A 14,288-nucleotide genomic window follows, 5' to 3' on the forward strand; every position below is an offset into this window, starting at 1 on the left:
TCGTCGGGCAACCGCCGATCAGCTCTCCGTCCTGATCGTCCGCCTGATCACCACGCGACGCGGCGTCTCGACGCGGACACGACTGCGCGAGTTCGGCATCGCGAGAAGCTCCTCGGTCGGCATCTCACTCATTCGCGGCAGCTCGCGAAGCATCCCCTCCATAGGCACTCGCATGAAGTGGGACAGATTCGGTAGCCCGGTACGGGCTTTGCGGCGGAACGCCACGGCAGACGCCGGTTTCCAACCGGCGGAAAGGAAATCCCCCCACCGCCGCCGAACGGTAGCGGCATGAGCGACGAGAAGACAACGGACGACTACGCGCTGAAGGCGAGCGTCCAGCAGAGTGTGGCCGCGCCGGAGCTGCCGTATCTGCCCCCTAAACCCAAGACGTACTCCCCCAAGATTGGGCTCATCGCCTGCGGCGGGATCACCCAAGCGCACCTGAGCGCGTACAAAGCACAGGGCTACGAGGTCGTCTCGCTTTGTGATGTGGATATCGAGAAAGCCGAGAAGCGCCGGGCGGAGTTCTACCCCGAGGCAAAAACAACGACGGAATTTGAGGACATTCTGCGCGATCCCGAGATCGAGGTTGTGGACATTGCCTCGCACCCGCGCGAGCGCCTGCCGCTGGTCGAGGCGGCGCTGATGGCCAAGAAGCACGTGCTCTCACAGAAGCCCTTTGTCCTGAGCTTGGACGAAGGCGAGAGGCTCTGTGCACTCGCCGATGCCAATGGGGTCAAGCTGGCGGTGAACCAGAACGGGCGCTGGGCACCGCATTTTTCCTACATCCGTGAGGCGGTGCAAGCCGGGCTGATCGGCGACGTAATCTCAGCCCATGTCGGGGTGCACTGGGATCACACGTGGGTGAAAGGCACGGCGTTTGAGAACATCTACGACCTAGTCTTCTACGATTTTGCCATCCACTGGTTCGACTTTGTGAGCACGCTGATTCCGGGTAAGGCACGCTCGGTCTACGCCACCCGCGCCCACGCCGCCGGGCAGACCATCGGGCCGCCGATGCTGGCGCAGGCCATGGTGCAGTTCGACGGTGGCCAGGCCTCGCTGGTCTTCGATGCCCATGTCAAGCACGGCTCGCTGGACCAGACGTTTGTCGCAGGCACCAACGGCACGCTCACTAGTACCGGCCCGGATCTCGGCACGCAGACTGTCACACTGACGACAGCGGCGGGAGTCGCCACGCCAAATCTCACGGGGACGTGGTTCAACGATGGTTTCAAGGGCACGATGGGTGAGCTGCTCTGCGCGATTGAGGAGAACCGTGAGCCGCGCAACTCGGCGCGCAGCAACCTCGCCAGCCTCGCGCTGTGCTTTGCCGCGATTGCCAGCGCCAATGAGAACGCGCCCAAGACCGTCGGCGAGGTGCGTACGCTTCCCGCAGGCAGCGCACCAGGAGTTTAGATGAGTTTCCCCCGTGTCGCCGTCTTCTTTGAGGCCGACTTTCCCATCTACGGTGTCAGTGCCCAGCTCACACCGCGCAATATAGTGCACGATCTGAAGGCCGCTGGCTTTGAGGCAGAACTACTTGATAGCGCCGCCCTCGCCGATGCAGGGCGGTTTACTGCGCAGCGCTTTGCGGCACTGATCCTGCCACAGGGAAATACGTTTCCCAAGGTGGCGTTTGCCAATCTCAAGAAGTTTCACCAGGAGCGCGGCTCGCTGATTACGTCGGGGATTCCGTTTACACACCCCGTGATTCGAAAAGACGGCGCGTTTGTGGACACAGGCCACGAGGATGCGCCCGCGCGGTTTGGCGAGAACGGGATCGGTGTCGGGGGGTTTGCAGGACCAGGCAAGACAACCGCACCCGCGACCATTGCGCCCGGCGATCCGCTCCGGCTCAAGGGCATTGTCACAGAGACGCCACTTCCCCGTCCGGCACCGCAGTGGCTTGATCCCAGGTCGCTCCCCAAGGGCGTGCGGTGCATTCCCGCTCTCGGCGATGCGGCGCGGCCTCTGGTCGCGCTGGTGGTTCATGAGAGCGGGCCGTTTTCCGGTGCGGTGGACGCCTGGACCTATCGTCTCGGACAGCGGGATCGTGAGGGCTACGAGAGCCAGCAACTCATTGTCCGGGCGACTGTCGCGGCCTTGGCCCAGGCAGGAAAGCTCAGCGCCAGCGAGACAACAAGCGCGTTTCGCCGCCTGGATGCACTGCCGCGCCCCGCGGTCTACACCGATATCGTGCTTCCTAGCGTGCCCCGGCGCTACTCCACGTTCCAGCCGAAGATGCCGCCACCCGCCCGCCAGCTTCACGTCGCAGATATTCGCGCGTGCACGCCCGAGGAGAAAGTGCTGCTGTTCTCACTCCAGGGCCTAGTGAACCGCACCCAACCCCGAATCTACTTCCTCACCGACAACGACGATATGCTCTGGCTCGACGAGTTACAGCGGCAAGGTGCAACCGACAAACCACTCATGGTCAGCGATCCGTTCTCGCTCCTAGAGACCTTCAAGAAAGAATATCGTGGTGCGGTGCTCTGCGACCCGAAAGTCTACGCCTCGCCGTGTGTGGCGGTCACGCTGGCTGGGCAGGAGAGTTTGCTCGTCTGTAAGACGCCGGAGCTGGCGAAAAAGCGCAAGCTGACCATCAAGGCCGACCTGCGCGGGAAGTTCGCCGATAATGCCGCTGCCTTGCGCTACATCCGCACCAAGCTTATCTCCAAACAAGACCCGTATCTGACCTGTAGCCTCGATCCAACGCGCTTTGACCAAGGTGGACTGGACCACCTGATCGCATCTAGAGCATCCGTGTTCTGGATCACGGGGCCGAAGGCGGCGCACCTCCCGGGCGCGGACATGGCGGCGGAGCTAGAGGAGCTGCGGGCCTATCTGGCCAAGCTCCCGCTCGGGGCCGTGGTGCGCGGGTTCTGGTGGCACGAGGACGGCATGGGGCTGCAAGAAGACGATGGCGTAGCGCTGGGGAGCCGCTTTGGCAAGATCACGCTGGTGAGCGATCTGATCACGAATCTCTCGGTCCATAGCGGTGTCCCGGCGACCACGCTCAAGCAAAAGCCGCGCCCCGCGCCGCCCAAGTTCGACCCGACCAAGGTCTATGTCTGCTTCACCATGAGCGATGGCGACAATCTCTGCACCTGGCGCGGCTACTTCCGGCGCTACTTCGAGGACCCCGTGCGCGGCCAGATCCCGGTCGGCTGGGGCATGGGGCCGACACTGATCGACCTCGCCCCGACCTGGGCACGCTGGTACTACGAGCACGCCACTCCCAATGACGAGTTTATCTGCGATGTCTCCGGGGTCGGCTATATCTACCCACCATCGTGGGGCACGGCGCTGAAAGAGAGCGACGAAGCGTTTCGCTACTTCTATGGTCGGACACAGGACTACATGAAAAAAATGGACATGGCCACTGTCCGCCTAATGGATGTCGATGCTGCCGATATAGCTAAGGTCGGCGCACTCTTTCCCCAGAGCATGTACCTGATGCCCGACTACGGCCACGCAGGCGTCACCAACTACCACGAGCTGACCTACACCCTCCCCACCGGCCAGAGTGTCTTCCGCGCAGCCACCAGCGGCAGCGGCCCGGAGCACTTCGCACAACAAATCCGGGAGCGGGTGGGCCAAAACCGCCCCGCGTTTATCAATGCCTTCATCTGGAACTGGGGCTCCAAGCTCGGCGATCTCAAGAAGACAATGGAAATCCTCGGCGACGACTTCGTCGCTGTGACTCCGTCGCAGCTTGAGTCACTGTACCGCCGCTGGGATCTTTTGTAGAGCCTCTTGATATCTTCAGGGGCTCTACAAACAATCCGGCAAGCCCGCACGGTAAACGTGTGGCTATCGGCACCCGGATGCGGAGGAACGACGCCCCATAGCCAGACATTTACCATCCGGGGTATAACGTCTTTGTGACGAGCCTGCACGCCGCTGACTGCGCGGCGCTCGGGGTGCCCTACGAGGTGAACCTTCGCACCTCGACTCCCACACTCATGAACAAACGGGGCTAGTGGTCTTCAGCCAAGCCTCTTTCGGGTGCGAGCCCCCCATTTATTTCATCAGCACGATAGAAGAGATTGCCACGATACGCACTTCGGAATGTCTGCGGCGTAGCGGCAAAAAGTTCCTCCTGAGTCAGCTCAAAGAGGTCGCCATCCTCGGGACCATAAACCCAAGAATCACTCTCACTTGGCCAAACATATTCGCTGAGATGTTGCAGCACCTCCCTGCTTGTAGCAACGAGTATCCACCCTTTTTGGAGATGCCTTTCAAACTTCATCTCAGTGAAGAAGCCATTCAAGGGAGACTCAAAACAATACAACCAGAGGCTCTCTTCGATCTCATAGAACTCAGCGGAAAACTCCTCTGCTTCCACAGGGACAACGGTCTTTGCTAAGACAGAAACTCCACTGACCAGACTTTGCTTGTCTTCCTCAAGCTGAGTCAACTTCCTCTCCAAAAGTTGTTCCCGTTCAGCGCGTCCCAGTGCCATTTCTTCTAATTTTTGTTGCAACAAAGCCGCATAACTTGTCCAGAAAAAGAGAAGTATCAAAACAGCAGAAACAACCGCAATGCCAAGCGTTCTTGGGTCTGACAATATCGCCCAAGTAGCAGCACCAACAACGGCCAGCGAAACCACAAGACCAATCCGCCAGTACTCGGGATCTAGGCATCTTTTTTTGGAGCGCAGGGAGTTCAGCTCCTGTTGATGTGCGACGCTCAGGGCCTCCAACTTTTCCCGTTCTTCGTCGGTGAATGCGCGGGTGAAATATGTGATGGCCACAGTGTATTGTACACTGAGACAGCCATGCAGATTTCGGAGAAACTAACCTATTGGTCGAGTGAGAGTGCCTGGTTGGCACGCTTGGAGGCAAGCGACCTTGGGATCGCTCCTGATCCGACACTTTGCTTTCCCCTAGAAATCCAGCTTCCTGGTACGCCCGATGGCTTTGATGCCGCTCACCTGCCCTTTGTCGAAATAGCTCTCCCACAGCTTCACTCTCTTCTTGAGGCGGCCACACGCTACCTCGCGGCCTTTGTACGAGAACCACAAGAAGACTTCTGTCTGGAAGGACTCTCCTTTGGAAGCGCACCAGGCGAGCTTGAGCTACTTCTGACCTACACCCACGACATCTACGGACTGTGGCGAGTGCGCTTTCACCACGTACCGCATCAAGGCTTTCAGATTTTCTACTTTTCCCGCGAACAAACCTAGCCCCTCCATAAACCCGAGCGGAGCGAGGCGGCGGAGGCACGACGCCCTATAGCCGGACGTTTACCGTCCACGCAAACGCGCCCCCCACGCGAACGCACCCCATAGCCCAATGATCTCTGTCCGGGGTATAACCCTAGGCGATGAACCTTCTGATTACGGGAGCGACGGGGATTGCGGCGGCGACGGTGCGGCTTGCCATGGCGGCGGGTCATAAAGTTTTTGTGACGAGCCTGAATGCCGACGACTGTGTGGCGCTAGGCGTGCCGTATCTGGCGGCGGACTTGACGGACTCGGTGCAGGCCGATGCGGCGGTCGCGGTTGCGGTGCAGACACTCGGGAGCTTGGAGGGGGTGTTCTGCGTGGTAGGCGGCTCGGGGCGACGGTTTGGCGATGGGCCACTGGATGCCTGCACCGATGAGGGTTGGCAGCAGACTTTTGCGCTCAATCTGGACACAACCTTTCATATCGCCCGCGCCGCACTTCGTCAGTTTCTGGCGCAAGGCAGTGGCGGGAGCTTAGTTTTTACGGGCTCGGTGCTGGCATCGCACCCGGAGCCGGGGAAGTTTGCGACGCATGCCTACGCGGCGAGCAAAGGCGCGATTTTAAGCTTGGTGACAACCCTAGCGTCCTACTACGCGCCGCAGAAAATCCGCGTGAATGCGGTCGCGCCGGGGCTTGTTCGTACTCCCATGAGCCAGCGGGCACAGGGCGACGCGGAAATTCTGGAGCTGATGCGCACCAAACAACCCCTCGCCGAGGACTTGCTCGACGCGGATGAGATCGCAAACGCCGCGCTTTTTTTGCTCAGCGAGAGCGCTGCGCAGATCACTGGGCAGATACTCACGGTAGACGGCGGCTGGTCTGTATCGTAGAATGAGGGCGTGAGTAGTCCAACCCTTTCGTATTTGCAAGCCTGCCGCCAGATGGTCGAGACCGTGGCGGCACAAGAGGCGGCGATGCAACAAGCCGCCGCGCTGTTCTCGTCCACGATTCAGACCGGGCGCATGGTGCATGTCTTTGGCTCCGGTCATAGCCGGATGATGGTCGAGGAGATGTGGCCGCGCTACGGCTCGTATCCAGGCTGGAACCCGCTGGTCGAGCTTTCGCTGAGTTTTCATAACTTAGTCGTGGGTGCCAACGGCCAGCGTCAGGCAATGTTTCTGGAGAATGTCTCCGGGCTGGCGGAGCAGATTCTGCGCAACTTTGACCTCAAAGCCACGGACTCCGCGCTGATTATCTCGTCGTCGGGATGTAGCCTGGTGCCCGTCGAGATGGCCGAGGGCTTTCAAAAGCGTGGGATTCCCGTGGTGGCGATTGTGTCGAAGGTTCATGCGGAAGCGTCGGCGAGTAAGCGTAGCGACGGCAAAAAGCTCATGGACTTCGCCGAGATCGTTCTGGACACCGGCGCTCCTATTGGCGATGCGCTGGTGCAGATTCCCGGCATGGAGATGAAGGTCGCCCCCGGCTCGACCGTCGGCGGTGCGATGCTCATCAACTGCATGAAAGCCGAGACCGCCAAGCTCCTCACCGAAGCAGGCCAGCCGCCTCTTGCCCTCGCAGGAGCTGTAGTAGTGGGTGCTGAGCGCTCCGCTGAGATCTTCCAAGCCGCCTACGATGAGCATGCACACCGGCTCGCAAGGCTCTACGCAAACGTAGGATCCGCCGGTTAAAAACCGGCGACTACCCGTGCCAGAGCTTGCTGTCGTTGAAGTAGTCCGGCGTCTTGGCCGCAATCTCACGCCCATCGCGACCGGGCTGGGTGTACTTGGTAAAAAACGCATCCAAGCGCTCCCGTAGCTCCGCAGCAATCGCCGCATTCTTAGGATCGCCAAGCACGTTCTTTGTCTCCCGAGGATCGCGCTCTAAATCATAGAGCTCATCGCCCGTGGCTTGCGGGGTATAGCGTGTGATCAGCTTCCACTTGGGGGTTCGGATCATCCGCGCGGTGCCGTACTCACAGAAGCTCGCATCGCCCCACTTGCTATCGACGGCGTTTCCCAGCAAGCCCAGGTAGCTTCGTCCCGGACCGTCGTAGCCGCTTATTGAAACACCTGCGCCCCCCAGCACCGTCTGGAAAAGATCGCAGTGGCTTGCCGGGGCCGCGCTCACCGTTCCGGGAGCGATCTGACCGGACCAGCGCAGGACGCAGGGCACCTGGATGCTCTCGTCGAAGAAGTTTGGCGGGTGGGTCGCGTTGCCCTTGAAGTACAGCCCGTGGTGCCCGTTCATGTGCCCGTGATCACCTGTGTAGACCACCAGCGTATTGTCTAGCTCCCCAATCCCATCGAGATAGTCGAGCACCAGCCCCACTTGCTCATCGATCATCTCCACCGCGGCGTAGTACTGCTCCAGCCGTCGCCGGTGCTCTTTCGCCTCAGGGAGCTTCCCTGGCACCCGCGCCGCGTTCCCGACGTACTTTTCCTTGGGAATATCCGAGAACGTGTCTCTCGCATGGCTCTCGACTAGCCGCTCCGGATGCTGCGTAAACGGCGAGTGCGTGTCCACGTGCCCTATGAAACAGAAGAACGGACGGGATTTATCGCGCTGCGCTAGGAACTCCAGCGCTTTTTTGGTCACAAACGGCGCTCGGTGGCCCGTGTGCTCGACGGAGACTCCGTTATGCGTGAACTTGCAGACGCCTTTATGGGGATACTGTTCTTTGTTCTCGCCCAGATAGTCATCGAAGCCCGGCTGCTTCTCCCAGCTTGCGCCGCAGTGCCATTTTCCAAAGTGCCCCGTCTGGTAGCCCGCCGCTTTCAGGCGCTCCGCTAGATTCACTTCATTTTGCAAGCGGATCTGGGGCCGCGACGGCTCGTTGATCCAGTCGTGGATTCCGTGCTGGCTGGGCATCCGCCCCGTCCAAAAGCACGCCCGCGCGGGCGAGCACACCGGCCCCGGCGTGTAGGCATGGGTCATCCGCGCTCCCGTGCGAGCAATAAAGTCCATCGCAGGCGTGTGCAGCTCTTTATTGCCCGCACAGCCCATCGCCCACGGCCCGTGGTCGTCGGTGAGAAAGACAAGAATATTGGGTTGTTTCACTTTGGTGCTTTGAGCCCTTCCAGAAGCGCTTTCATTTCGACGACGATCTTTGCTTGCGCGGGGTCGTTCGCAAGGTTTTTATGCTCTTTCGGATCGGCAATATGGTTGTAGAGCTCGGCCTGCCCCGTGCCCCACTCGGTGTAGCGCCAGCGGTTGGTGCAGACGGAGTAACCCATGCCCCCTTCTTTTGGCGGGCGCTGGGTCTGGGTCAGAGCGGCGGTTTTATGGGTAGCTTTCGGGTTGTTCAGAAGCGGCACGAGGCTCTTGCCATGAAGCGCTCCCGCAGGCTTGAGGCCCGCGAGTTCGAGCAGGGTCGGGTAGAGATCCACGGTCTCGACGACGCGCTCACAGCCCTTTCCCTTTGCTTTCTGGTTGGGTGCGGCGACGATCATCGGGACTCTTGCGGACTCCTCAAAGAGGCTCTGCTTTTGCCACTGGCCATCGTGCTGACCGAGAAGATAGCCATGATCGCCCCAGAGCACCACTACCGTGTTTTTCTCTAGGCCCAGCCGCTCCAATGCCGCCAGCACCCGCCCGACTTGTGCGTCCATAAACGAGATCGAGGCAAAGTAAGCTTGCAGTGCCTTTTTCTGGTCGTCTAGGGAGATGCCGTAGTTGGCGGGGGTCACCCGAAACGCCGGGGCGGGCACAGTCAGGCGGTCGTCAGGGCGAGGCGGCTCCGGGGTGAGTTTCTCCGGCGGGTACATGTCGAAGTACTTTTTCGGCGCGACATAGGGCGTGTGGGGCCGGTAGAAACCAACGCCGAGAAAGAACGGCTTCCCCCCCGACTTGTACTTCGTCAGGAGCTTGATCGCCTCGGTCGCCCCGATCCCGTCGGTCTGCTCTTCGTCGGTGCCGTCGGCGGCCCAGTAGGAAAGCGTCGCTCCGAGTCCGGGGTTGTTCTTGTTGTGGAGCCGGATGACCTTGTCTTCTTCATCTTTGTCACGCCCCCTGGGATTGACCACCTCATCCCACGACGTGGTATCGTCCAGCCCGCTCGTCCCGATCTGGCCGGGGACGCCGTAGTGGTAGAGCTTCCCCACACGCGCCGCCGTGTAGCCGTTGTTCTTAAAGAGCTGGGGCAATGTCACCACGTCCGGGATCGTCGAGCGGAAGTGCGTCACCAGGTCGTAGACCTTGGTGGTATCGGGGCGCAGGCCGGTCAGGAGACTTGTCCGAGAGGGCGAGCAGAGTGGAAACGACGTGTAGGCGCGGTCAAAGCGCATCCCCCGCTGTGCCAGCTTGTCAATGTTGGGGCTCTTGACTCGCTTGGAGCCGTAGCAACCCAGCTCATTGTTGAGATCATCCACAGCGATAAACAGCACGTTCATCGGGGGCTTTTGCATCCCCCGGTGCGCTCGTTCCTCAGTGCCGACCCCTTCGGAAAGCAAAGAGATTGTGAGAAGAGGTAATAGTAGTGTCATTTTAGGTTGTCCACCAGCATATCCGCCGTGGCGATATTGGTCGCCAGCGGGACGTTGTGAATGTCGCAGACCTTCATCAGGGCGTTGATGTCCGGCTCATGAGGATGCGCCGTCAGCGGATCGCGTAAAAACACCACAGCGCGCACTTTCCCCTCCGCGATCATTGCCCCGATCTGGAGATCCCCGCCGCGTGGCCCAGAGAGCACACGCTTGACATCAAGCCCCGTCTCCGCCTCCACAATCCCACCCGTGGTCGCCGTCGCCACCAGCGGCAGACCGTCTAGCTGCGCCTTATGCCGCCGCACGAAGTCCGCCATCACATCTTTCCGTCCATCGTGGGCAATCAAGGCCACGTACTTTGCATCACTCATGCGGCTATTTTACCCGCCGATTGAAAGCGGCGGGAGAGATTACCGCGCCTCGTGGGGGGAGTGTTCTCGGAGCCAGACACGTAGTGGGACGTCGTCGTCGGTGGGTGAAAAGAAACCGTTGCAGTTGGTGCTGTAACCCAGAAGCTGCTTGCGGATCGGGTCGGAGTGTGGCCAGAGGTCTTGGACGGTCATGTCGTCCTTGGTACGAATCCAGCGGGAGCCGTAGCCGTAGAAGAGAATCTTGCGGGTGATATCGCTCCAGTTGGGGCTCGCGGTATGCCAGAGGCGACGGTCAAAAAACACGGCGGTGCCAGGCTTCACGCGCACCGGAATCGCGCCCTCGGGCTGGCCTTCGCGGCTCTCGGGGAGCGTGAGGGTGTCGTCTAAGTGACTGCCGGGAAGGACCCAAAAGTTGCCGCGTCCCTCCTCGCTGGTGTCCGAGAGAAAATAGGCCACCTTCAGGGAGAGGCGCGGGCGCGGGTGGCTCTCCATCTCCTGATTGACCCGCCCGCTGTCCTGGTGCCAGCCAAAGGTTTTATTGTCCTGCGCCTTCCCCGACGGCGGCGTGACGATGAGATGCGCGTGGTAGAGATAGATATTCCAGCCCAGAATCCCCCAGACCTTGGGCAGAATCTTCTCGTAGTCCACCAAGTCCGCAAACTCCGGGGCTTCGGGGATGAAGTTGGGATAGAAAAGCGCCGCGCTCGGATCAAAGCTCGTCGCAAGCTTCTTTTCGTGGATATTGTCCGTCAGCTCGGTCAGACGGGCAAGCTGCTCCCGGTCAAGTGCGTCCTCGACAATCAGATAGCCCTGCTCGTCAAAGTGCCTCCGCTCGTCGTCGGTGAGGCGGAACGGTAGCGCCGTGGTTTCCATGACTTGAATTGTGCGCTAAAATGCGGATCTATGCAAATCGGAATCGGGGCCTGGCGCTGGGCTCAGCACTACACAAAGCAGAGTCAGCGCCTGGAAGACCACTACGACGAAGTTCTGGGAAGCGTAAAGGCGGCGGGTGCGGACTCGTTCGAGCCGTTTCTGCCGGTGCACGAGGCGGATCAGGAGCGGCTGGCTGTCGCACTCCAGAAACATGGCCTCGCGATGCCCTCAACCTACCGCAATGTTCGCCTGCACGAGCCGGATTCGGAAGAGAGCTTCGAGGAAGTCCTCGCCGCCGCCCGCTGGGCCTATGGAATGGGAGCAAGGCAGCTCAGTGTCAATGCTGAGCCGATTGCCTGGGGCCAACCTCTCGACAAGACCGACGAGCAGCTCACGCGCCAGATAGCGACCTTCAATGCACTCCAGAAGGCACTGGCAGACGAAGGTATTCTGGTGACCTACCATATCCACGATGCCGAGCTTCGCCAGGGGGCTAGAGAGTTCCTTACCATGATAACGCATACAAGAGTCTGGTTCTGCTTCGATCCCCACTGGATCTACCGGGGCTGTGGGAATAGCGAGATTTCCGTTCAAACGATCCTAAAGCTTTATGGGAGCCGCCTGCAAGCGCTGCATTTGCGCCAAAGCGAGGGGGGCATTTTTACGGAGGCATTTCAGCAGATCGGGGATATTGACTACACCGATATCTCGGCGTTTGTCCGCATTCACTGCCCACACATCCCGATCTTTGTCGAGCAAGGCTGGGAGGCGGGCACGCCGGAGACGCTCACTCGTGCTGAGTCAGACCGCCGCAGCATCGCGGCGGCCCGTGCGCTTTTTGGTTAGAGCCTAGAACGGGTTGTCCCAGCTTCCACCCGCCAGAAAGCCCCCGTCAATGGCGATAAGCTGCCCAGTCAGGTACGACGATGCGGGTGAGGCGAGAAGTAGCGCAACTCCCAGCAGGTCTTCGGGGGTGCCGGGTCGGTGGGCGGGGACGCGCCCCAGAATCCACTTGACTTTCTTCTCATCGGAGAACATCCCCGCCTCCGTCAGCGGCGTGACGATAAAGCCGGGGCAGAGACAGTTCACTTGGATATTGTCCTTGGCCCACTCGACCGCCAGGGTCTTGGCAAGCTGGCCAATCGCGGACTTGGTCATCCCGTACACTCCCACGTTGCCAATCCCGACGTAGCTGGTCATCGAGCCGATCTGAATGATCTTCCCCCCACCGTTCTTCTTCATTAAGGGATGAACCGCCTGAGAAAGAAAAAAGACACCGTCCAAGTTCACCGAGAGAATTGTGCGGTAGTCTTCTTCGGTGAAGTCCTCAAACGGCTTACGGCGGTTGATCCCGGCGTTGTTGACCAGAATATCCAGCCGCCCCAGCTCGCTCTCGATCTGCGCGATGAGCCCCTTACACGCTTCCGGTGTCGAGAGATCCGCGGGCATGATCACGGTTTTATCGGGAAGCCCAATCTCTTCCGCCAGCGCTTCGAGCTTCTCACGGCGGGTTCCATTGAGAACAACGGTCGCCCCTGCCTCGGCATAGGCCTTCGCAATCGCCGAACCGATACCACCACTCGCACCCGTCACGAGCGCCACTTTTCCCTCTAAACCAAACAAACTCTCTAAAATTGCCATATTTCTCCTAGGACGGTAAACGTCCGGCTTTTGGGCGCTTCGCGCCGCCTCCGTCGTTCCTCCGTCGGTAAATTTGCCCGGTACGGATCACTCCGCCGAAGGCGCGGCGACTTGTTCGCCCTATTGCCCCACGTTTATCGTGAGGGCTCTGTCAGTAAATTCAGCTCTGCCACTGACGACCACTTCTTGCCGTTCACTTCCGACTCTGCGACTAAGCGGGCGTAGCGGGCAGTGATCGGGGCGCTGAAGAGCACACGCTGGGCACTTGTCGTATTGGGGAAGTTTCCCGTTGCAACGGAGCGCCAGTTTCGCCCGTCTTGGCTGACCTCAAAGCTGTAGCGCCCGATACGGCCATTTTCCTGTCCCTGGCGCGGAAGATACTCAAAGCCTACAAGAGTCTGCTCATCGCCTAGGTTGATCGTGAGGGCATGCGGTGGCCCTGGCTCGCGCTGGCTCCACTCGGTGTGCCAGAACGTCTCTGGATCGTTGTCGAAGGCATTGGCGGGGCTTCCTTCGTTGGGCTCGGTGCTGTCTGCACTCACGCGCCAGCTAGCACGGCTCAGGCGAGCCACGGGAGTGATCTCAGGGAGAGTCACGCTGACCAGCTCACTTGCGGGAAGCCCAACCACCGTGGCACGGGCGGCAATCGTGGTCTCGCCAGCGGCGAAGAACGGACGCTCGTAGCGCTGCTCGGGGCCACCGTTGAGGCTGTAGCGCAAGGTTGCATCCGGGAGCTTGTGAGAGATTGTCACCATTCCATCGTCGCCACGGACAATGATGGGAGTGGCGGCGACAGGCAAGCGTCGGCGAGCAACCAGCGAGAGATCCCCCATCGCAGGTGCATAGGGCCGCAGAGAGAAGCGCAGCTGCGCGGTCTTATCGAGCTTGCAGAGATACTTGCCCAGCGGACCGGGGCCGCACGATGCCCCCCCCAGCCCCATCTGGAGCCAGTCCACACAGAAGCTGATCTCGCTGCGCGGCACGAGCTTCTTGTAGATTTTCTCCTGCCCCTGCCGGTGGCGGGCGTTGTCCAGATCCTCGGGGAGAAAATAGCTCGCCGACATCGCCAAAGGCTCGTCTTCGGCGACAATCAGGATGCCCATTTTCGCGGTGTCCAGAAGCGCCGACCAGCGGCAGTCCTCTTTGTTACCATTTTCTTGGGGGCGTACATAGGAAACGTACTGGTCTTTGACGGTCCCACTCCAGAAACCGATATCCATCGCCGACTTCCGATCGGGGTAGGACTCACTGGGGCCATGTCCCAGCCAGGTGAAGTTGCTAAAGCTCGTGGGCGTTGAGAACCGAGCGCCGAGGCGTGGCAGCGACGGCAGACTGCCAATAGGGTCTATCTTCCAGTCCACCAGGATCGTGCCATCACGAAGCAGGGTATAGACGGCAGTCTGGCTAAAGCCATTGCCTTTCGTCCCCACCCACTTCGACTTAATGGTGACACTCATCGTGCCGCCATCCGCAGAGTTCTTGTAGACAAACGAGTCTGCGCTGGGAATAAGATTTGCCAATCCCGCGTCCTGAAATCCCCCACGAAGCCAGTTATCGTTGTCGGTCAAAGCGCGGTAGGCATTGAGTGTCAATCCCCGCCCTGCCAGCACGAGCTTTTTGTTCTGCGTGAGCTTCTCCAGAATTCCCGTGTCACGATTAAAAACAAACTCAAAGTTGGCACCAACCCGAGTGAACGTAACCCGCCCGGGGCCATATTTCTGGAGGTCAATCACCCACTGTCCCTTGGGG

13 protein-coding genes are annotated in these 14,288 nt (G+C 60.1%); 6 read left to right on the forward strand and 7 right to left on the reverse strand.

Annotated elements, in window-relative coordinates:
* The first annotated feature begins 288 nt into the window (after positions 1 to 288).
* Both RMO15_RS08060 and RMO15_RS08065 read left to right on the forward strand, forming a co-directional pair.
* Positions 289 to 1,419: a Gfo/Idh/MocA family oxidoreductase gene (locus tag RMO15_RS08060; RefSeq protein ID WP_309710284.1), complete on the forward strand. Its 1,131-nt coding sequence runs from the start codon at positions 289 to 291 to the stop codon at positions 1,417 to 1,419.
* Complete coding sequence (locus RMO15_RS08065) at positions 1,420 to 3,753, forward strand: GxGYxYP domain-containing protein (RefSeq protein ID WP_309710287.1); 2,334 nt, start codon at positions 1,420 to 1,422, stop codon at positions 3,751 to 3,753. It begins immediately after the preceding gene.
* Positions 3,754 to 3,982: 229 nt separating this feature from the next.
* Here RMO15_RS08065 and RMO15_RS08070 read toward each other — a convergent pair whose 3' ends face one another.
* Entirely contained in the window at positions 3,983 to 4,759 is a 777-nt protein-coding gene (locus RMO15_RS08070) for a hypothetical protein (RefSeq protein ID WP_309710290.1), read from the reverse strand.
* 24 nt (positions 4,760 to 4,783) lie between these two features.
* On the opposite strand from RMO15_RS08070, the gene RMO15_RS08075 reads away from it, so the two are divergent.
* The 3 genes from RMO15_RS08075 (at position 4,784) to RMO15_RS08085 (ending at position 6,861) form a co-directional block, all read left to right on the forward strand.
* On the forward strand, positions 4,784 to 5,191 hold the full coding sequence (locus RMO15_RS08075) for a hypothetical protein (protein ID WP_309710293.1): 408 nt from the start codon (positions 4,784 to 4,786) through the stop codon (positions 5,189 to 5,191).
* A 140-nt stretch (positions 5,192 to 5,331) separates the two neighbouring features.
* Entirely contained in the window at positions 5,332 to 6,063 is a 732-nt protein-coding gene (locus tag RMO15_RS08080; protein WP_309710295.1) for an SDR family oxidoreductase, read from the forward strand.
* A 9-nt stretch (positions 6,064 to 6,072) separates the two neighbouring features.
* Entirely contained in the window at positions 6,073 to 6,861 is a 789-nt protein-coding gene (locus tag RMO15_RS08085; protein ID WP_309710298.1) for a sugar isomerase domain-containing protein, read from the forward strand.
* 10 nt (positions 6,862 to 6,871) lie between these two features.
* On the opposite strand, the gene RMO15_RS08090 is transcribed toward RMO15_RS08085, so the two are convergent.
* From RMO15_RS08090 to RMO15_RS08105, 4 genes are read right to left on the reverse strand one after another with little or no spacing between them, the layout of a single operon-like run.
* Positions 6,872 to 8,230 (reverse strand): sulfatase-like hydrolase/transferase, encoded by a 1,359-nt coding sequence (locus RMO15_RS08090; RefSeq protein ID WP_309710301.1) that lies wholly within the window; start codon positions 8,228 to 8,230, stop codon positions 6,872 to 6,874.
* Entirely contained in the window at positions 8,227 to 9,654 is a 1,428-nt protein-coding gene (locus RMO15_RS08095; RefSeq protein ID WP_309710303.1) for a sulfatase, read from the reverse strand. The genes RMO15_RS08090 and RMO15_RS08095 overlap by 4 nt, the downstream gene beginning before the upstream one ends.
* Positions 9,651 to 10,025 (reverse strand): methylglyoxal synthase, encoded by a 375-nt coding sequence (locus RMO15_RS08100; protein WP_309710306.1) that lies wholly within the window; start codon positions 10,023 to 10,025, stop codon positions 9,651 to 9,653. The genes RMO15_RS08095 and RMO15_RS08100 overlap by 4 nt, the downstream gene beginning before the upstream one ends.
* Before the next feature lie 39 nt (positions 10,026 to 10,064).
* Entirely contained in the window at positions 10,065 to 10,898 is an 834-nt protein-coding gene (locus RMO15_RS08105) for a phytanoyl-CoA dioxygenase family protein (RefSeq protein ID WP_309710308.1), read from the reverse strand.
* A 30-nt stretch (positions 10,899 to 10,928) separates the two neighbouring features.
* On the opposite strand from RMO15_RS08105, the gene RMO15_RS08110 reads away from it, so the two are divergent.
* Positions 10,929 to 11,744, forward strand: a complete 816-nt coding sequence (locus RMO15_RS08110) for a TIM barrel protein (RefSeq protein WP_309710310.1) — start codon at positions 10,929 to 10,931, stop codon at positions 11,742 to 11,744.
* 3 nt (positions 11,745 to 11,747) lie between these two features.
* Here RMO15_RS08110 and RMO15_RS08115 read toward each other — a convergent pair whose 3' ends face one another.
* Positions 11,748 to 12,539 carry a glucose 1-dehydrogenase gene (locus tag RMO15_RS08115; RefSeq protein ID WP_309710313.1) on the reverse strand — a complete coding sequence of 264 codons (792 nt, stop codon included), beginning with the start codon at positions 12,537 to 12,539 and terminating at the stop codon, positions 11,748 to 11,750.
* A 134-nt stretch (positions 12,540 to 12,673) separates the two neighbouring features.
* Positions 12,674 to 14,288: discoidin domain-containing protein (locus RMO15_RS08120; RefSeq protein WP_309710314.1), on the reverse strand; the 1,615-nt coding region annotated here is incomplete at its 5' end.

Source organism: Armatimonas sp. (assembly GCF_031410135.1).
Lineage (GTDB): Bacteria > Armatimonadota > Armatimonadia > Armatimonadales > Armatimonadaceae > Armatimonas.

Excerpts from the sequence above, each read along its gene's own strand:
- RMO15_RS08060 (WP_309710284.1), top strand. The coding sequence starts at position 289 with ATGAGCGACGAGAAGACAACGGACGACTACGCGCTGAAGGCGAGCGTC.
- RMO15_RS08065 (WP_309710287.1), top strand. The coding sequence starts at position 1,420 with ATGAGTTTCCCCCGTGTCGCCGTCTTCTTTGAGGCCGACTTTCCCATC.
- RMO15_RS08075 (WP_309710293.1), top strand. The coding sequence starts at position 4,784 with ATGCAGATTTCGGAGAAACTAACCTATTGGTCGAGTGAGAGTGCCTGG.
- RMO15_RS08080 (WP_309710295.1), top strand. The coding sequence starts at position 5,332 with ATGAACCTTCTGATTACGGGAGCGACGGGGATTGCGGCGGCGACGGTG.
- RMO15_RS08095 (WP_309710303.1), bottom strand. The coding sequence starts at position 9,654 with ATGACACTACTATTACCTCTTCTCACAATCTCTTTGCTTTCCGAAGGG.
- RMO15_RS08100 (WP_309710306.1), bottom strand. The coding sequence starts at position 10,025 with ATGAGTGATGCAAAGTACGTGGCCTTGATTGCCCACGATGGACGGAAA.
- RMO15_RS08105 (WP_309710308.1), bottom strand. The coding sequence starts at position 10,898 with ATGGAAACCACGGCGCTACCGTTCCGCCTCACCGACGACGAGCGGAGG.
- RMO15_RS08110 (WP_309710310.1), top strand. The coding sequence starts at position 10,929 with ATGCAAATCGGAATCGGGGCCTGGCGCTGGGCTCAGCACTACACAAAG.
- RMO15_RS08115 (WP_309710313.1), bottom strand. The coding sequence starts at position 12,539 with ATGGCAATTTTAGAGAGTTTGTTTGGTTTAGAGGGAAAAGTGGCGCTC.